Consider the following 18,344-nt stretch of genomic DNA (forward strand, 5'->3'; position numbering starts at 1 on the left):
GGCCGGGTCTTCGGATTTGCAGAGAAAGGTGTAGTGCTGTGCCGGCCTCTTCGCGGGTAAACCCGCTCCTACACGGCCTGTGTCCAACCCCGATGTACGTCCAACACCGTGTAGGAGCGGATTTACCCGCGAAAGGGCCGGCGCAGGCTAAAGATCAGCTACCAGCAACGGTCATCCGCTCGATCAACACCGAGCCCGTATGAATATTGCTACGGGTTTCAAGATCGCTGCCAATCGCGACAATCTGCTGGAACATGTCCTTCATGTTTCCGGCGATGGTGACTTCCTGCACGGCATGCTGGATCTCGCCATTCTCGACCCAGAACCCCGCCGCACCACGGGAATAGTCCCCCGTTACCATGTTCAAGCCATGCCCCATCAGTTCGGTCACCAGCAGCCCGCGCCCCATACGGCGAATCAGCGCGGCCTGATCTTCGACACCATGGCTGACGAACAGGTTGTGCACGCCACCGGAATTGGCCGTACTCGGCAAACCCAGCTTGCGCCCCGAATAGGTACCCAGCAAGTACGACACCAGCTCGCCTTTATCGACAAACGGTTTGGCATAGGTGGCCAGGCCATCACCGTCGAAGGCGGCGCTGCCCAACGCGCGCGGAATATGCGGGCGTTCGTCGAGAGTCAGCCAGGAAGGGAACAGGCGCTGGCCAATGGTACCCTCCAGGAACGACGACTTGCGGTACAGGTTGCCGCCGGAAATGGCCGACAGGAAGCTGCCGAACAGGCCACCGGCCAATTCGGCCGAGAACAGCACCGGTACCTCGCAAGTTGGCACCGGCCGGGCGCCAAGGCGGCTGGCGGCACGCTGGGCAGCGCGCAGGCCGATGCTGCTCGGGTCGGCCAGCAGGTTGCCTTGGCGGTTCACGTCGTACCAGTAGTCACGCTGCATCTGCCCGTCGCCTTCGGCAATCATCACGCAGCTCAGGCTGTGCCGGGTCGAGGCGTAACCACCGATGAATCCATGGCTGTTGCCATACACACGGCAGCCCTGGTGGGTATTGAGGGTGGTGCCATCGGCGTTGAGGATGCGCGGGTCGGCGTCGAACGCCGCCGCCTCGCAGGCCAGGGCCATTTCGATGGCCTTCTCGGGCTCGATATCCCAGTCGTGGTACAGGTCCAGATCCGGGATTTCACGCGCCATCAGCGCTGCGTCGGCCAAGCCCGAGCATTCATCCTCGGAGGTATGCCTGGCAATTGCCAACGCTGCGGCGACGGTCTCGCGAATCGCCTCCGGACCACTGGCCGAGGTGCTGGCCGAACCTTTGCGCTGGCCAACATAAAGGGTGATACCAAAGCCTTGGTCGCGGTTGAACTCGACCGTTTCGACCTCACGCTGGCGTACGGTGGTGGACAGCCCTTGCTCCAGCGACACCGCCACTTCGCAGGCACTGGCCCCCTGACGACGCGCCTCGGCGATGATCGCCTCGACCTGTTCCTGCAATGCTGGCAGGTCTTTCGGACCTACGCTCTGGACTGCACTCATGGTTCTCTCCACTCAAATTCTGCGTTCGGCTTGGGGTCATTCTACGACCGGGCCGGACAAGCGGCCCCCGACTGGTTATCATGGCGGCGATTTCTAGCGGACTGCCACCATGGTTGATTCAAACGACGACGCCTTCGACGGCGAAAAAAGCAAAACCCAGATCAAGCGCGAACTGCATGCGCTGGTCGAACTCGGCGAGCGGCTTACCACGCTCAAGGCCGATACCTTGGCGCGCCTGCCTTTGACCGACGAGCTGCGCAAGGCACTGGCTGAGGCCAGCAAGCACACCGCTCATGGCGCCCGTAAACGCCACATGTCGTTCGTCGGCAAGCTCATGCGCGTGCAAGACCTCGATGCCATCCACGCCTTGCTCGAACAGATGGACAGCTCGACTCGCCAGTACAACGAACGTTTCCACAGCCTGGAGCGCTGGCGTGACCGGTTGATCGACGGTAACGACGAAGACCTCGAGCGCTTCGTCAACGAGTACCCCGACACCGACCGCCAGCAGCTGCGCTCGCTGGTGCGCCATGCCCAGCACGAGAAGGCGCGGAACAAGCCGCCCGCCGCCGCGCGCAAGGTGTTCAAGTACATCCGCGACCTCGACGAGTTGCAGCGCGGGTTGCGCTGACGGACTGGGGCCCTGTAGGAGCGGGCGTGCCCGATCCTACAATGGCTCCCGAAGCCATCAAGCCCCGGTACCGCCCACGGTGATCGCATCCAGTTTCAAGGTAGGCTGCCCCACCCCGACCGGTACCGACTGCCCGTCCTTTCCGCACGTTCCTACCCCGCTGTCCAGTGCCAGGTCGTTACCGACCATCGAAACCCGGCTCATCGCCTCGGGACCATTGCCGATCAGGGTTGCACCCTTCACTGGCGCGGTAATCTTGCCGTCTTCGATCAGGTAGGCCTCGCTGGTGGAGAACACGAACTTGCCGCTGGTGATATCCACCTGCCCACCACCGAGGTTGGCGCAGTAGATACCCTTCTTCACCGACGCGATAATCTCCTGTGGGTCGCTTTCGCCGGCTCGCATGTAGGTGTTGGTCATGCGTGGCATAGGCAGGTGCGCGTAGGATTCACGGCGGCCGTTGCCGGTCACGGACATGCCCATCAGGCGCGCGTTCAGCTTGTCCTGCATGTAACCCTTGAGCACGCCATTCTCGATCAGCGTGGTGCACTCGGTCGGGGTACCTTCGTCGTCCACGCTCAACGAGCCGCGGCGGCCTTCAAGGGTGCCATCGTCAACGATGGTGCACAGGCTCGACGCCACTTTCTCGCCAATGCGGCCACTGAACGCCGAACTGCCCTTGCGGTTGAAGTCGCCTTCCAGGCCATGGCCGACCGCTTCGTGCAACAGCACGCCCGACCAGCCCGAGCCCAGCACTACCGGCAAGGTACCGGCCGGTGCCGGGATCGCTTCCAGATTCACCAGGGCCTGGCGCAGGGCCTCGCGGGCATAGCCCATCACCCGCTCTTCGGTGAAGTAGCGGTAATCGGTACGCCCGCCACCGCCCTGCCCGCCACGCTCGCGACGGCCATTCTGCTCGACGATGACGCTGACATTGAAGCGCACCAGCGGGCGTACGTCGGCGGCCAGGCTGCCATCGGCGGCGGCAATCAGAATGCGTTCCCAGACCCCGGCCATGCTCACGCTGACTTGCTGAATGCGCGGGTCCAGGGCACGGGTGGCGGCATCGACACGCTTAAGCAGCTCGACCTTTTCGGCGCGGCTGAGCACGTCCAGCGGGTTGTCCGCGGTATACAGGGCGGCCACTTCCTGGCTGCGGAAGGCTTGCACCGTGCCGTTTTGCCCGGCACGGGAAATCGAACGGGCGGCACGGGCTGCCGAGGTCAGCGCTTCAAGGTTGATCGCGTTGCTGTAGGCGAAGCCGGTTTTTTCGCCGGACTGGGCACGCACGCCCACGCCCTGGTCGAGGTTGAAGCTGCCCTCTTTGACGATGCCGTCTTCCAGGGCCCAGGTTTCCGAGATCTGGCCCTGGAAATACAGGTCGGCGGCATCGATGCCGGGGCCAGCCAACTCACCCAGCACGCTCTGCAGGCTGTCCAGGGTCAAGCCGCCTGGGGCCAGGAGCTGCTCACTGACGGTGGATAACATCTGGCTCATAGTCACTCCGAGGTATGCGCAGGCCGCAACGCGCCCTGCGAAAAAAAGCGCCGGTGCGATACCACCGGCATGCGCGTCCGAATGGACGCTTGTTCTTCAATGTCGCGCTCGGCAAGCAGTACCGCTTCACCTTGCGCCTGTTCTGCGAGAATGCGCCCCCAAGGGTCGACGATCGCCGCATGGCCATGGGTTTCCCGTGGTCCAGGGTGGGCGCCGCCCTGTGCCGCAGCCAGCAGATAACACTGGGTTTCGATGGCCCTGGCACGCACCAGCACCTCCCAATGTGCTGCGCCGGTCACTGCAGTAAAAGCTGCCGGTGCGGTGATCAGCTCCGCGCCGGCCGCGCGCAGCGCGCTGTACAGTTCGGGAAAGCGCAGGTCATAACACACACTCAGCCCCAGCCGACCGACCGGCGTATCAGCCACCACCACCTGAGCACCCTGTGCGTAGTCATCCGACTCGCGGTAACGGCCCCGGTTGTCGGCCACGTCCACATCAAACAAGTGCAGCTTGTCATACCTTGCCGCCACCTCGCCGTGTTCATCGACCAGCAGCGAGCACGCATGGGCCTTGGCATCGGGCTGGCCGAACGGTGGCAATGGCAAAGTACCGGCAACAATCCATAACTTGAGGTCGCGGGCGGTGCGTTTCAACCACGGCAGAATGGGACCTTCCCCCAAGGCTTCGGCACGACCGATGGCAGCAGCATCCTTGCGCCCCATGGCGGCAAAGTTTTCCGGCAGCACCGCCAGCCGTGCGCCGCCCAGCGCGGCCTGCTCCAACAGGGCGCCGGCACGCTGCAGGTTGGTCTGCACGTCGTCCTGGCTGACCATCTGGATTACCGCTGCCTTCATGGGTACTCCTAGCGGGATTTCTCGAAAGGTTTCACAAATGTGATTCTAGGCTCTTTCCACGGCCCTTCGACACGGTAGTGCACGCTGGCAAAGCGTGACACGCGGTCACCGATCAGCCGATCGACCAGGAACAGCGCACCGCCCACCGCCGGCGCGCCGACGATCAACGCCGCCAGCGGCAGGTTGTTGGTCACCGGCAGGCTCACCTGCAAGTCAGCATCGACCCGGTCCCTGACCATGTCCAGCGTGCCGTCGAGTTCGAAGTTGCTCGACGGGCCGGTCACGGTAATCGGTTCGCGGGTTACGTACACGCCACTGCTGGCCACCAGCAAGCCCTTGACCCGGTCATAGGCCAGGCCCTTGTCAAACAGGTCGGAAAAGTCCAGACGCAGGCGCCGGCCAATCGAGTTGAAGTTGAGCAGGCCGAACACCCGCAGTGCCTGTGCGCTGCCTTCGACCTCGACGAACTGGCCGGTGCGCAGCGCCGCATCCATGCTGCCCGAGAAGCGCTTCAGGCCCACTGCGGCCGGCGAACCCGGCCAGCGGCCATCCACGTCCAGGCGGAAGTCGCGGCTGGTCACCGTCGGGGCAAAGCCCCAGGCGCTGAGCACATCCGCCAGGTTCTTGCCGTCAAGGCGCCCTTTGTACCAACTGCTGGTTTTGCCCGTTTCCCCCTCCCAGCCACCACCGCCATCGATGCGCAACCCCTTGAGGTCGAGGTCGATATCACTGGCTGTAACGCCACGTGGGGTCGGCCGCAGCTTGATCGCGGCACTACCGTAAAGATCGTCACCGCGATAGAGCTTGTCGATGCTCAGGTCCAGTGCCGGTACTTTGCGCGGATCGAACGAGGCAAGCGGGTCGGGACCGTCTTCAGCCTGCTGTTCAGCGGCGCTGGCGGCAGGCAGCCGCAAGGTCTGCATGCGCACGACCATCGGCGCGCCCTTGGCATCCGGAACGCGTGCGTTACCGATGACTTCCTTGCTGTCGAGGCGCAAATCCCAGGCCGGGCCGCCCCGGTCCAAGCGCACCACGGCCTGGTTCAGGTCCATGCCGAAGGCTTTCAACTGGCCGATGCTCAGGTCGACGCTTTGCAGGTTCTGCCGCGCGCTGCCACCGGGGTCGTCCCCCGCCAGCCGGCCCGCCTGCTCTTGCCAGGGGGCCAGGTCCAGGGTCTCCAGGCGCCCGCGTACCCTCAGCCCCTGGCTGGCAGGTACCCGGGCGTCGCCTGTGCCCAGCACTAGCTCGCCACGGCCCTGGGTCAAGTTTTCAGCCGGTGCAGCATAGGCAAAGCGGGCAAGGTCGGCGTAGGCAGCATCGAATTGCCGCTCCGGGCCCTGAAGGCTCATGTTGAAACGGCTGTCACGGGTATCTGCTGCCGCTTTGCCGAACGGAGCCGGCAGGTCGATGGCCAGCCCCTTGAGGCTGGAAGTGACACTCAGGCGGTTGTCCCGGCTCCCCAGACTGAGCTGCAACTGATAGGGCAGGTCACCGGAGGCCGGCAAGGCCTGCTTGAACTGCAGCCAGTCAGTCAGCGCCTTGAGCGATACCTGGCCATTGGCATTGATGCGGGTCTGCATCTGCCCAGCCTGACCTTCAGCAGTTATTTGCGCCGTTACCGGCTTGCCGAAGGCCTGCAGGCTGATGCCCTTGCCACTCAGGCCCTTGTCGAAGTCGAAGCTGAAGTCGCCCTTGAGGCGGTTCAACTCCAGGCTTGGCGGGGCAACTTTCAGGCGCGCATCGTGGGTGGCGAAGTCCACCTGCACCTTTGGGCGCTGCCCATGGGCCAGCGGGATATCGAGCTTGACCTTGCCCTTCAGCGGCCCCTCACCTTCCCAGCCGGCGAAAATTTCACCGGTGCCGATTGGCGCCTCCTTGAGAATCTTCAGGCCATCACCCAGGCTACCGTCGAAGTCGCCATCCAGGTAGAGATGGCTGTGCTGGTCACCGTCGACATGCGGGATATCGACATTCACATCGCTGACCTTGGTGTCGAGCAGCACGCCTCGCTGGGCCTTGATGCGCACGCCACTGTCCTCGATGAACACATCGCCATCGACATGCTGCACCTGTGGCCAACCGGGCTGGAAGTCCAGCGCGGCGTCATGCACCTTGAAGAACAGGCTGATGCTGCGCGCTTGCGGGGATGCGCCATGGTTCAGCGAGCCCTGATACTGGAAGTAGCCTTCATCCACAGCGCCTTTGACTATAGCGCTGCGCAGCCACTCGTCGAGGGCCGGGCTGAGCACCTCGGGCAGATACTTGGCAGTAAAGCGGCCATCGCCTTCGGTCAGGCCGACGCGCAGGTCCATGTAGTCTTCGCGGCCTTCCTCGAACAACAGGCGAATCAGGAAGTCACCGGCGATCTTGCCCTCCTCGCCCAGCACCTTGAGGTAAGGCGCAATCAGGGTGAAACCGTCTTTGTCCAAGGTCCAGGTCAAGCGCGCATTCGCCTTCTGGTAATGCCAGGGCTTGGCGAAGATCGGGTACAGATGCAGCATGAACGCATCGGTATCCAGGCGCAGCTCGCCGTGGCCCAGGTCACCACTGATGCTGCCACTGACGTTACCGGCCGCCGGGGCGTTGTGATAAGCATCGAAGCCTACCTTCTCCAGGTTGGCTGCGAACTGCAGGCGCTGGTCACCCTCGGCCTTGGGCCTGGCCTCGAGGCGCACATTGCGCAGCGCACCGGTCACCTTCAAGCCATCGACCACATCCTTGACCTTGTCCGGCAGGGGGGCCAGGGCATCGATCAGCGGAGTCAGCGGGGTGAGGTCGAGGCGGTCGGCCTGTAACTGCCAGCTTTCATCGGCTGCGCTCTGGCCAGGGCGCTGCTGCAACTGCAGGTGAGACTCCCAGCGGGCCTTGCCGAGGTCCATGGCCAACGAGTCGACGACCACATCGAAGCCTTGCTCCCGGCGCTGGAACCAGGCGCCCAAAGCGAGGTTATTCAGGTTGGCAGCCTTGCGCCCGGCATAGGCCCCCTCCAGCCTGGGTGCATTGAGCCTTACGACGGCCCGTTGCAACTGCCCCTTGCCCCAGCCGATCCAGAACTCACCGCCCGCCCGCAGGGTGTCAGCATGCCACTGCCCCAACACCCGGGGCGGCAACCAATGTGCCCAGTCACTTTGCGGCAGGCTCACATAGGCTTCTACCTCGCCATCACGCCAGGCCTCGGCCGACATTCGGCTGTTCAGGCTCAACGCCAGGGGCTGGCCGTCAGGCAGGGTCGCACGCAAATCCAGGGCCTGGCGTTTAGCACCGGCCTGCAGGCCGGCACTCACATAAGTCAGGGTCAGCGGATCGCGCTGCCAGGGGTGCAGAGTGACCAGACTGTCGAACACATCGATGCGCCCCAGCTGGCGCAGGCGCTGCAGCAAGTCGGCAGGGTCCAGCGGCGCGTCGTCCTTCTTCGGCAGGCCTTCCAGGCTCCAGGCGCCCTGCTCGTTCTCGCGAAGGATCAGTTGCAGCCCGCCCAGCTGGATGCGTGCCAGGCGCACTTCGCGGGCGGTGAGGCTGGCCCAGATGTCGGGCACCGCCATGACGTCGTCCAGCCGGAGCGCCTTGGTGCCTTCGCCCAATTGCAGGTCGCGCACCCGCAGCACAGGGGCCAGTCCGCTCCAGTGCCCTTCCAGGGCACCGACATGCACGGGCAGGCCAAGCGCCTGCTCGGCCTTGCTTTCTACGTCGGCACGGTACTCGGCTACCAGCGGCACCAGTTCACGACCAAGGCTGACATACAGCGCCACCAATACGGCCAGCAGGGCACATATGCCCAACCCCCAGCGGGTCAGAGCAACAAGAACGCGGTTCAGACGTCCCATGGCCATGGCCCTCCAAGTCGTTTATCCATGATGGCCCGTCGTGCCGGTTTTGCCAGCGCGACGATGCAGTGGCGTGTTTCAGAAGGCCTCAGAGCAGCACCACGTCGTATTGTTCCTGCGAATACATCGACTCGACCTGGAAGCGAATGGTTCGACCGATGAAGGCTTCCAGTTCCGCCACGTTGCCTGACTCTTCATCGAGCAGGCGGTCGACCACCTTCTGGTTGGCCAGCACACGGTAGCCTTCAGCCTGATAGGCACGGGCCTCACGCAGGATCTCGCGGAATATTTCGTAACAGATGGTCTCGGGCGTTTTCAGCTTGCCGCGGCCCTGACAGGCCAGGCACGGCTCGCAAAGCACCTGTTCCAGGCTTTCCCGCGTGCGCTTGCGGGTCATCTGCACCAGGCCGAGCTCGGTGATGCCGATGATGTTGGTCTTGGCGTGATCGCGCTCCAGTTGTTTTTCCAGGGTACGCAGAACCTGGCGCTGGTGATCTTCGTCTTCCATGTCGATGAAGTCGATGATGATGATGCCGCCAATGTTGCGCAGACGCAGTTGTCGGGCGATGGCGGTAGCGGCCTCGAGGTTGGTCTTGAAGATGGTTTCTTCGAGGTTGCGATGGCCGACGAAAGCCCCGGTGTTGACGTCGATGGTGGTCATCGCTTCGGCCGGGTCGACCACCAGGTAACCGCCGGACTTCAACGGTACCTTGCGCTCCAGAGCCCGCTGGATCTCGTCTTCGACGCCGTACAGGTCAAAGATTGGGCGCTCGCCCGGGTAGTGTTCGAGGCGGTCGGCAATTTCCGGCATCAACTCGCCGACGAACTGCGTGGTCTTCTGGAAGGTTTCCCGCGAGTCGATGCGGATCTTCTCGATCTTCGGGTTGACCAGGTCGCGCAGGGTACGCAGGGCCAGGCCAAGGTCTTCGTAAATGACCGTGGGCGCGCCGCAGGTCTTGATCTGGGTGCCAATCTGCTCCCACAGGCGGCGCAGGTAACGGATGTCCTGCAAGATCTCCTCGGCACGCGCGCCTTCGGCGGCGGTGCGCAAGATGAAACCACCGGCATCCTTGATGTTTTCGCCATCCATGCAGTCGCTGACCACTTGCTTGAGGCGCTCACGCTCGGCTTCGTCCTCGATTTTCAGCGAAATACCGACATGGCTGCTGCGTGGCATGTACACCAGGTAACGCGACGGAATCGATAGCTGGGTGGTCAGGCGTGCACCCTTGGTGCCGATCGGGTCCTTGGTCACCTGCACCACCAGGGCCTGGCCTTCATGTACCAGTGCGGTGATGTTCTCTACCGCCGAGCCTTCGCGCTGGGAGATTTCCGAGGCATGGATAAACGCTGCGCGTTCGAGGCCGATGTCGACGAAGGCCGCCTGCATGCCTGGCAGCACACGCACCACCTTGCCCTTGTAGATATTGCCGACGATGCCACGGCGCTGGGTGCGCTCGACGTGCACCTCCTGCAGCACCCCGTTTTCCACCACCGCCACACGTGACTCCATCGGGGTGATGTTGATCAGGATCTCTTCACTCATGGCAGGCTCTCGTCAAAGGTTCTTCTAATGATGGATGGCGTATGCACTGCTGGCTACTGCGGGTTTGTTACCTCTGGCGTATGCGCGAGCGACTGCCAGCAGGCGATGCCGAACTGGCCAAGCAAATCGGCCGTTTCACAGAGTGGCAAGCCGACCACCGCCGAATAGCTGCCGGAAAGGCCGCTGACGAAGACCGCACCCAGCCCCTGGATGGCATAGCCGCCAGCCTTGTCAGATGGCTCGCCGCTGGCCCAATAGCGTTGCGCTTCATCGGTGCTGATGGCGCGAAAGCGCACCGTGCTGGTCACGCAAAAACTGTGCACACGCTGGCCATCGTCCAGGGCGACAGCGGTCAGCACCTGATGCTCACGGCCTGACAGGTCAGCCAGCATGGCCAAGGCATCTTCACGGTTTTCCGGTTTGCCGAGAATACGACCATCGAGCACCACGGCAGTGTCTGCGCCGAGCACTACAGCCGGGCCGTCGACACTGGCCAGGCCGGCGGCGGCCTTTGCCCGGGCAAGGCGCTCGACGTAGGCAGGGGCGCTTTCGCGGGGTAGCGGAGATTCATCGACCGGGGCACTGATGACAATGAACGGCACGCCGATCTGCGTCAGCAGTTCACGACGACGGGGCGAGCCTGAAGCCAGGTATAGCGGGGTCATGCAGACATCTCCCTGTCAGTGGCGCGTTGCCGTCAGTTGATGTGCAAGCGTCGACGCAGGTCGCGCAAGGCAAAGCTGATCCACGGCCAGAGCAAGGCGCTGATCACCGCCGACCAGACCAGCGCCAGGGTGGGCAGGCGGTTGCCGGTCAGTGCACTGAGCCACAGCTGGATCAACTGGGCGATACCGAAGATCACCAGAATGACCAGGCTTTGCTGCCACATGGGGAACATGCGCAGACGCTGCTGCAGGGACAGCACCAAGAAGGTGATGAGGGTAAGGACCAGCGCATTCTGCCCCAGCAGCGTGCCATACAGCACGTCCTCGGCAAGGCCCAGCACGAATGCCGTGGTCATGCCGACCTTGTTCGGCACGGCAAGGGTCCAGAACGACACCAGCAAGGCCAGCCACATGGGCCGGAACACTTCCATGAACTGCGGCATGGGGGAAACGCTGAGCAGCAGGCCGATGGCGAACGTAAGCCAGATGACCCAGCCGTTATTGCGGCGTGATGCAGCCATCATTGCCTCCGGGGTTGAGCGGGTGCGGCCGGCGTGGCAGGTGCAGCAGACGGGGCTGCTGGCTGCGCGACCGGAGTGGCCGGTGCTGCCGGTGTGACCGACGCGGCAGGCGTGCCAGCGGCGGGTGCGACCTGATCACGGGTAGCGGCCGGCTGGCCAGCAGGTGCAGCGCCCTTGCGGTCAGCCTCTTCCTGGGCAATGGCGGCATCGGTGGCGCGCTGCTCCGGGCTACGCCGGTCACTGAACACCAGCAACATATAGCGACTGCGGTTGAGCGCGGCGGTGGGGATGGCACGGACGATGGCAAAGGGCTGGCCGGAATCGTGGATCACTTCGTTGACCGTGGCCACCGGGTAGCCGGCAGGAAAGCGCTGCCCCATGCCGGAGCTGACCAGCAGGTCGCCTTCCTTGATGTCGGCAGTGTCGGCCACATGGCGCAACTCCAGGCGCTCCGGGTTGCCAGTGCCGCTGGCGATGGCACGCAGACCGTTGCGGTTGACCTGCACCGGAATGCTGTGGGTGGTATCGGTCAGCAACAGCACCCGCGCGGTATAGGGCATCAACTCTACGACCTGGCCCATCAGGCCGCGGGCATCGAGCACCGGCTGGCCCAGGAACACACCATCACGCTCACCCTTGTTGATCAGAATGCGGTGGGTAAACGGGTTGGGGTCGACGCCGATCAGCTCCGCCACTTCAACCTTCTCGTTGACCAGCGCCGAAGAGTTGAGCAACTCGCGCAGCCGCACGTTCTGCTCGGTCAGGGCCGCCAGCTTCTGCAGGCGCCCCTGCAGCAGCAGGGCTTCGGTCTTGAGCTTCTCGTTTTCGGCAATCAGCTCGGTGCGGCTACCGAACTGGCCGGCCACACCTTGCCAGGCACGCTGTGGCAAATCGGTGATCCAGTACGACTCCATCAGCACCAGGCCCATCTGACTGCGCACGGGTTTGAGCACGTCGAAGCGCGCGTCGACAACCATCAACGCGACCGACATCACCACCAGAACGAGCAGGCGAACGCCCAGCGAAGGGCCCTTGGAGAAAAGCGGTTTAATGGGCCGTTCCTCGTGGACGACTCAGGAGGTCATTGGACATGGAACAACGCACCAGCCTGGTTGCGGGTTGACGGATACGGCGCCCCAAACGGGCGCCAGCCCAGCGCATACAGGTAGCACTGTACGTACTACCTGTAAACCGGGCGCTCGTGAACAGCGAGCGGGATCACTCGCTGGAGAGCAGGTCCATCGCGTGCTTGTCCATCATCTCCAGGGCGCGACCGCCGCCACGGGCGACGCAGGTCAGCGGGTCCTCGGCGACGATCACCGGCAGGCCGGTTTCCTGGGCCAGCAGTTTGTCGAGGTCACGCAGCAGCGCACCACCACCGGTCAGCACCAGGCCGCGCTCGGCGATGTCCGAGGCGAGTTCCGGCGGCGATTGCTCGAGGGCGCTCTTGACCGCCTGGACGATGGTCGCCAGCGATTCCTGCAGCGCTTCGAGCACTTCGTTGGAGTTCAGGGTGAAGGCACGCGGTACACCTTCGGCCAGGTTACGACCACGCACGTCGACTTCACGTACTTCGCCACCTGGGTAGGCAGTGCCGATTTCCTGCTTGATACGTTCGGCGGTGGATTCGCCGATCAAGCTGCCGTAGTTGCGGCGCACGTAGGTCACGATGGCTTCGTCGAAGCGGTCACCGCCAACGCGGACGGACTCGGCATAGACCACGCCGTTCAGCGAGATCAGGGCGATTTCAGTGGTACCGCCACCGATATCGACGACCATCGAACCGCGGGCCTCTTCAACCGGCAGGCCTGCACCGATGGCAGCGGCCATCGGCTCTTCGATCAGGAACACTTCACGGGCACCCGCGCCGAGGGCCGACTCGCGGATGGCGCGGCGCTCGACCTGGGTCGACTTGCACGGCACGCAGATCAGCACGCGCGGGCTCGGCTGCAGGAAGCTGTTCTCGTGAACCTTGTTGATAAAATATTGCAACATTTTTTCGCAGACGCTGAAGTCGGCAATGACGCCGTCCTTCATCGGACGAATGGCTGCAATGTTGCCGGGCGTACGGCCCAGCATGCGTTTGGCTTCGGTACCGACGGCGACGACGCTTTTCTGGTTGCCATGGGTACGGATGGCAACAACCGAGGGCTCATTCAGGACGATACCGCGCTCACGCACGTAAATAAGGGTGTTGGCAGTACCCAGGTCGATAGAAAGATCGCTGGAAAACATGCCACGCAGTTTCTTGAACATGGGAAAGTGACCCTGGGGAAAGCGTGGGTAAAAAAGTGCGGCAAACTCTAACAATGGCAGGGATTTTGGGCAAGGAGCCAATATGTTAAATTGGCTGTTTTTCCGAGCACGCCAGCAGAATTTCGCGGCCGTTAGACCGCCAGAAAGCTGACATGTTCCTCACCGCGGACCCAAATTCCGTTCTTTGTTTCCCTTGGAGATCCTCATGGCGCTTGAACGCTGCGACGTGGAAAAGATCGCCCATCTGGCCCGCCTGGGCCTGAATGATGGCGAACTGCCACGCATTACCGACGCCCTGAACAGCATTCTCGGCCTGGTCGACCAGATGCAAGCGGTCGATACCACTGGCATCGAGCCCCTGGCCCACCCGCTGGAGGCCAGCCAGCGCCTGCGTCCTGACCAAGTCACCGAAAGCAACCAGCGCGATGCCTACCAGGCCATCGCGCCGTCGACCGAAAGCGGTCTGTACCTGGTTCCCAAAGTCATCGAGTAAGGGATAGAGCCTGCCATGCATCAATTGACCCTGGCCGAGATCGCCCGCGGACTCGCCGACAAATCGTTTTCTTCCGAAGAGCTGACCGGCGCCCTGCTGGCGCGCATCAAACAGCTCGACCCGCAGATCAACAGCTTCATCAGCATCACCGACGACCTGGCCCTGGCTCAGGCGCGTGCCGCCGATGCCCGTCGCGCCGCTGGCGAAACCGGCGCGCTGCTGGGTGCACCGATCGCCCACAAAGACCTGTTCTGCACCAACGGCGTACGCACCAGCTGCGGCTCGAAGATGCTCGACAACTTCAAGGCGCCCTATGACGCCACCGTGGTCGCCAAGCTGGCCGAAGCCGGCATGGTCACCCTGGGCAAGACCAACATGGACGAGTTCGCCATGGGTTCGGCCAACGAATCCAGCCATTACGGCGCGGTGAAGAACCCGTGGAACCTCGAGCACGTTCCGGGCGGGTCGTCCGGTGGTTCGGCCGCTGCTGTGGCCGCGCGCCTGCTGCCCGCCACCACGGGCACCGACACCGGCGGCTCGATCCGCCAGCCAGCGGCACTGACCAACCTCACCGGCCTCAAGCCGACGTACGGTCGTGTGTCGCGCTGGGGCATGATCGCCTACGCCTCCAGCCTCGACCAGGGCGGCCCACTGGCCCGCACCGCCGAGGACTGCGCGCTGCTGCTGCAAGGTATGGCCGGTTTCGACGCCAAGGACTCCACCAGCATCGAAGAACCGGTGCCGGACTACAGCGCCAGCCTGAACGCTTCGCTGCAGGGCCTGCGTATCGGCCTGCCGAAAGAGTACTTCGGTGCCGGTCTAGACCCACGCATCGCCGACCTGGTCCAGGCCAGCGTCAAAGAGCTGGAAAAGCTCGGCGCAGTGGTCAAGGAAATCAGCCTGCCGAACATGCAGCATGCCATTCCGGCCTACTACGTGATCGCCCCGGCTGAAGCCTCTTCCAACCTGTCGCGTTTCGACGGCGTACGCTTCGGCTACCGCTGTGAAGAGCCGAAAGACCTCACCGACCTGTACAAGCGCTCACGCGGCGAAGGGTTCGGCGTTGAAGTACAGCGCCGCATCATGGTCGGTACCTACGCCCTGTCGGCCGGCTACTACGACGCCTATTACGTGAAGGCGCAGCAAATCCGCCGCCTGATCAAGAACGACTTCATGGCCGCCTTCAACGATGTCGACCTGATTCTCGGCCCGACCACGCCAAACCCGGCCTGGAAGCTTGGCGCCAAGAGCAGCGACCCGGTTGCCGCCTATCTCGAAGACGTCTACACCATCACCGCCAACCTGGCGGGCCTGCCTGGCCTGTCGATGCCTGCGGGCTTCGTCGACGGCCTGCCGGTCGGCGTGCAACTGCTGGCGCCCTACTTCCAGGAAGGCCGCCTGCTCAACGTCGCGCACCGCTACCAACAGGTGACCGACTGGCATACCCGCGCCCCCAACGGCTTCTGAGGAATTCACACATGCAATGGGAAGTTGTGATCGGGCTGGAAATCCACACTCAGCTCGCCACCCAGTCGAAGATCTTCTCCGGCAGCGCTACCACCTTTGGCTCCGAGCCGAATACTCAGGCCAGCCTGGTTGACCTGGGCATGCCCGGTGTACTGCCGGTGCTGAACGAGGAAGCCGTGCGCATGGCGTGCATGTTCGGCCTGGCCATCGATGCCGAAATCGGCAAGCGCAACGTGTTCGCACGCAAGAACTACTTCTACCCCGACCTGCCCAAGGGCTACCAGATCAGCCAGATGGACCTGCCGATCGTCGGCAAGGGCCACCTGGACATCGCGCTGGAAGACGGCACCATCAAGCGCATCGGCGTAACCCGCGCGCACCTGGAAGAAGACGCCGGCAAGAGCCTGCACGAAGACTTCAGCGGCTCCACCGGCATCGACCTGAACCGTGCCGGCACCCCGCTGCTGGAAATCGTCTCCGAGCCTGACATGCGCAGCGCCAAGGAAGCCGTGGCTTACGTCAAGGCAATCCACGCGCTGGTGCGCTACCTGGGCATCTGCGACGGCAACATGGCCGAAGGTTCGCTGCGCTGCGACTGCAACGTATCGATCCGCCCGAAAGGCCAGACCGAGTTCGGCACTCGCTGCGAAATCAAGAACGTCAACTCGTTCCGTTTTATCGAGCGCGCGATCAACAGCGAAATCCAGCGCCAGATCGACCTGATCGAAGACGGTGGCAAAGTCGTGCAGGAAACACGCCTGTACGACCCGAACAAGGACGAAACCCGCTCCATGCGCAGCAAAGAGGAAGCTAACGACTACCGTTACTTCCCCGACCCCGACCTGCTGCCGGTAGTCATCGAGGACAGCTTCCTCGAAACCATTCGCGCCGGCCTGCCGGAGCTGCCACCACAGAAGGTCGAGCGCTTCCAGACTCAGTACGGTCTGTCGGCCTACGACGCCAACGTGTTGGCTTCCAGCCGCGAACAGGCTGACTACTTCGAAGAAGTGGTGAAGATCGGTGGTGATGCCAAGCTGGCGGCCAACTGGGTCATGGTCGAACTGGGTAGCCTGCTGAACAAGCTGGGTGTCGAAATCGATCAGGCGCCGGTCAGCGCCGCGCAACTGGGCGGCATGCTGCTGCGCATTCGTGACAACACCATCAGCGGCAAGATTGCCAAAACCGTGTTCGAGGCCATGGCCGCCGGTGAAGGCGATGCCGACAGCATCATCGAGAGCAAGGGCCTGAAACAGGTTACCGACACGGGTGCGATCGACAAGATGCTCGACGAAATGCTGGCAGCCAATGCCGAGCAGGTCGAACAGTATCGCGCAGCCGATGAGGCCAAGCGCGGCAAGATGTTCGGCTTCTTCGTCGGCCAGGCCATGAAAGCCTCCAAAGGCAAGGCCAACCCGGGGCAGGTGAACCAATTGCTCAAAGCCAAGCTCGAAGGGTGATGGTTTTACCCCTGTAATGCTGCGAGGGCGTCGCCCTCGTTCGCGGCTGAAGCCGCTCCTACACAAGCCAGCGGTCCCTGTAGGAGCGGATTTACCCGCGAATGGTCGCACCGGAGAGCACCTGACTTGCTAAAACGTTCCCTCGGCACCCTCGCCCTGTTTTCTTTCCTGGCCGGCTGCGCCAGCCATGACATCGACCCGCGCGGCTACGACCAGACGGGCACCGCTTCCTACTACGGCTCGCGCCACCATGGCAAACGCACCGCCAGTGGCGAACCGTTCAACCAGCACGGCCTTACCGCCGCCCACCGCAGCCTGCCCTTCGGCACACGTGTACGGGTGACCAACATGGCCAACCAGCGCAGTGTGGTGGTACGCATCAACGACCGTGGCCCGCACACCCGCGGCCGCCTGATCGACCTGTCTCGCGCAGCAGCGGAAAAAATCGGCATGCTCCGTAGCGGAACAGCGCGCGTGCGCGTACAAGGGCTTAGCGACTGACGCGACAGGAGTCCAACCATTTTCGACCTGGCCACCCTTCCCACTTTTAGCCTGCTGCAAATGGGCGTTGCCCTGCTGTTGCTGGTCGGCGGCGCCGAGTTACTGGTGCGCTCCGCCTTGCGCCTGGCGCAGCGCCTGCACGTGCGCCCGCTGATCATAGGCCTGAGCCTGGTGGCCTTCGGCAGTACCGCGCCACAATTGACCGTAAGCCTGCAGGCCGCCTACCAGGGTGCGCCGGATGTGGCAGTAGGCAGCGTCATCGGCAGCAACATCTTCAACGTACTGGTCATTCTCGGCCTGGCCGCGCTGATCATCCCGCTGCGGGTGTCACGCCAGCTGGTGCGCCTGGACATTCCCTTGATGATCCTTGCCAGCGGGCTGGTGTATGCACTGTCCGCCAATGCCCATCTGGGCAGGGTTGAAGGGGCACTGCTATTGCTGGGGCTGGCCGGTTACCTGGCAATGCTCTGGCATCAGTCGCGCCATTACGCACGCACCTACCCTGCCCCGGACGCCGCCAGGTCCGGGGCCGGGCGCTTCTGGTCAGGTACGCTGCTGCAGATACTGGTCGGCCTTGGCCTGCTGAGCCTGGCGGGCCACTTGCTACTGGAAGCTGCCATCGAGGTGGCCACCGACCTGGGCCTGTCCGAGCGTATTATCGGCCTGACGGTCGTCGCCATCTGCACCTCCCTGCCGGAACTGGCCGCTGCGCTGATCGCCGCCTTGCGTGGCGAACGGGAGATCGCGGTGGGCACGGTGATCGGCAGCAACCTGTTCAACCTGCTGGCCGTACTGGGCCTGACCGCACTGATCACCCCGGAACCCCTGTCGATCTCGCCTAACGCGCTGTCTTTCGATCTGCCTGTAATGCTCGGCGTTGCCGTACTGAGCCTGCCAGTGTTCTATTCCGGTTACCGCATCACTCGCGCCGAAGGCCTGGTGTTTCTTTGCCTGTACCTGGCCTACGGCCTTCATGTGGCGGCTTTTACCATGGGTATGCCGCTGGCTGGCCGCCTGGAGCGATTGATGCTGTTCTATGTACTGCCGGTGCTCGCTACAGTGTTGCTGTACACCACCGTGCGTGCCTGGCGGAGGCAGCATTGAGGGGCATGCGTCAGGGCCGCCAGACGC

Annotated in this window: 15 protein-coding genes; 6 read left to right on the top strand and 9 right to left on the bottom strand. The window is 63.3% G+C overall.

Annotation, left to right across the window (positions count from 1 at the left end):
- Nucleotides 1–154: 154 nt before the first annotated feature.
- Nucleotides 155–1,501, bottom strand: coding sequence for a metalloprotease PmbA (gene pmbA / locus ACF8FG_RS11320; RefSeq protein WP_014589820.1), 1,347 nt, complete (start codon nucleotides 1,499–1,501; stop codon nucleotides 155–157).
- 109 nt (nucleotides 1,502–1,610) lie between these two features.
- Between pmbA and yjgA the strand changes: the two genes are divergently transcribed.
- The gene (gene yjgA / locus ACF8FG_RS11325; protein WP_003255152.1) at nucleotides 1,611–2,132 is read left to right on the top strand and encodes a ribosome biogenesis factor YjgA; all 522 of its coding nucleotides are present in this window, start codon (nucleotides 1,611–1,613) and stop codon (nucleotides 2,130–2,132) included.
- Between the two features lie 57 nt (nucleotides 2,133–2,189).
- Here the strand turns inward: yjgA and tldD are convergent, their stop codons facing one another.
- The 8 genes from tldD to mreB form a co-directional block, all read right to left on the bottom strand.
- Nucleotides 2,190–3,629, bottom strand: coding sequence for a metalloprotease TldD (gene tldD, locus ACF8FG_RS11330; RefSeq protein ID WP_318081778.1), 1,440 nt, complete (start codon nucleotides 3,627–3,629; stop codon nucleotides 2,190–2,192).
- 2 nt (nucleotides 3,630–3,631) lie between these two features.
- Nucleotides 3,632–4,483, bottom strand: coding sequence for a carbon-nitrogen hydrolase family protein (locus ACF8FG_RS11335; RefSeq protein ID WP_014589818.1), 852 nt, complete (start codon nucleotides 4,481–4,483; stop codon nucleotides 3,632–3,634).
- Nucleotides 4,484–4,491: 8 nt separating this feature from the next.
- Nucleotides 4,492–8,313, bottom strand: a complete 3,822-nt coding sequence (locus ACF8FG_RS11340; protein ID WP_392518788.1) for a YhdP family protein — start codon at nucleotides 8,311–8,313, stop codon at nucleotides 4,492–4,494.
- A gap of 82 nt (nucleotides 8,314–8,395) precedes the next feature.
- Nucleotides 8,396–9,853 carry a ribonuclease G gene (rng, locus tag ACF8FG_RS11345; protein ID WP_010952135.1) on the bottom strand — a complete coding sequence of 486 codons (1,458 nt, stop codon included), beginning with the start codon at nucleotides 9,851–9,853 and terminating at the stop codon, nucleotides 8,396–8,398.
- Between the two features lie 53 nt (nucleotides 9,854–9,906).
- A complete protein-coding gene (locus ACF8FG_RS11350) occupies nucleotides 9,907–10,518 on the bottom strand; it encodes a nucleoside triphosphate pyrophosphatase (RefSeq protein ID WP_064492410.1) in 612 nt (203 codons plus the stop codon).
- A gap of 32 nt (nucleotides 10,519–10,550) precedes the next feature.
- Nucleotides 10,551–11,039 (bottom strand): rod shape-determining protein MreD, encoded by a 489-nt coding sequence (gene mreD / locus ACF8FG_RS11355; RefSeq protein WP_003255161.1) that lies wholly within the window; start codon nucleotides 11,037–11,039, stop codon nucleotides 10,551–10,553.
- The gene (gene mreC / locus ACF8FG_RS11360; protein WP_079732573.1) at nucleotides 11,039–12,091 is read right to left on the bottom strand and encodes a rod shape-determining protein MreC; all 1,053 of its coding nucleotides are present in this window, start codon (nucleotides 12,089–12,091) and stop codon (nucleotides 11,039–11,041) included. The genes mreD and mreC overlap by 1 nt, the downstream gene beginning before the upstream one ends.
- Nucleotides 12,092–12,257: 166 nt before the next feature.
- The gene (gene mreB / locus ACF8FG_RS11365; protein WP_003255163.1) at nucleotides 12,258–13,295 is read right to left on the bottom strand and encodes a rod shape-determining protein MreB; all 1,038 of its coding nucleotides are present in this window, start codon (nucleotides 13,293–13,295) and stop codon (nucleotides 12,258–12,260) included.
- Between the two features lie 205 nt (nucleotides 13,296–13,500).
- Here mreB and gatC point away from each other — a divergent pair, with 205 nt between their 5' ends.
- From gatC to ACF8FG_RS11390, 5 genes are all read left to right on the top strand, one after another.
- The gene (gatC, locus tag ACF8FG_RS11370) at nucleotides 13,501–13,788 is read left to right on the top strand and encodes an Asp-tRNA(Asn)/Glu-tRNA(Gln) amidotransferase subunit GatC (protein ID WP_003255165.1); all 288 of its coding nucleotides are present in this window, start codon (nucleotides 13,501–13,503) and stop codon (nucleotides 13,786–13,788) included.
- Nucleotides 13,789–13,803: 15 nt separating this feature from the next.
- Nucleotides 13,804–15,255 (top strand): Asp-tRNA(Asn)/Glu-tRNA(Gln) amidotransferase subunit GatA, encoded by a 1,452-nt coding sequence (gene gatA, locus ACF8FG_RS11375; RefSeq protein WP_004574465.1) that lies wholly within the window; start codon nucleotides 13,804–13,806, stop codon nucleotides 15,253–15,255.
- Nucleotides 15,256–15,266: 11 nt separating this feature from the next.
- Complete coding sequence (gatB, locus tag ACF8FG_RS11380) at nucleotides 15,267–16,712, top strand: Asp-tRNA(Asn)/Glu-tRNA(Gln) amidotransferase subunit GatB (protein WP_003255169.1); 1,446 nt, start codon at nucleotides 15,267–15,269, stop codon at nucleotides 16,710–16,712.
- Nucleotides 16,713–16,838: 126 nt separating this feature from the next.
- On the top strand, nucleotides 16,839–17,213 hold the full coding sequence (locus ACF8FG_RS11385) for a septal ring lytic transglycosylase RlpA family protein (protein ID WP_003255170.1): 375 nt from the start codon (nucleotides 16,839–16,841) through the stop codon (nucleotides 17,211–17,213).
- Nucleotides 17,214–17,273: 60 nt separating this feature from the next.
- On the top strand, nucleotides 17,274–18,317 hold the full coding sequence (locus tag ACF8FG_RS11390; protein ID WP_064492408.1) for a calcium/sodium antiporter: 1,044 nt from the start codon (nucleotides 17,274–17,276) through the stop codon (nucleotides 18,315–18,317).
- The last annotated feature ends 27 nt before the right edge of the window (nucleotides 18,318–18,344 follow it).

This window comes from Pseudomonas sp. YQ_6, from assembly GCF_043103245.1.
Taxonomy (GTDB): domain Bacteria; phylum Pseudomonadota; class Gammaproteobacteria; order Pseudomonadales; family Pseudomonadaceae; genus Aquipseudomonas; species Aquipseudomonas alloputida.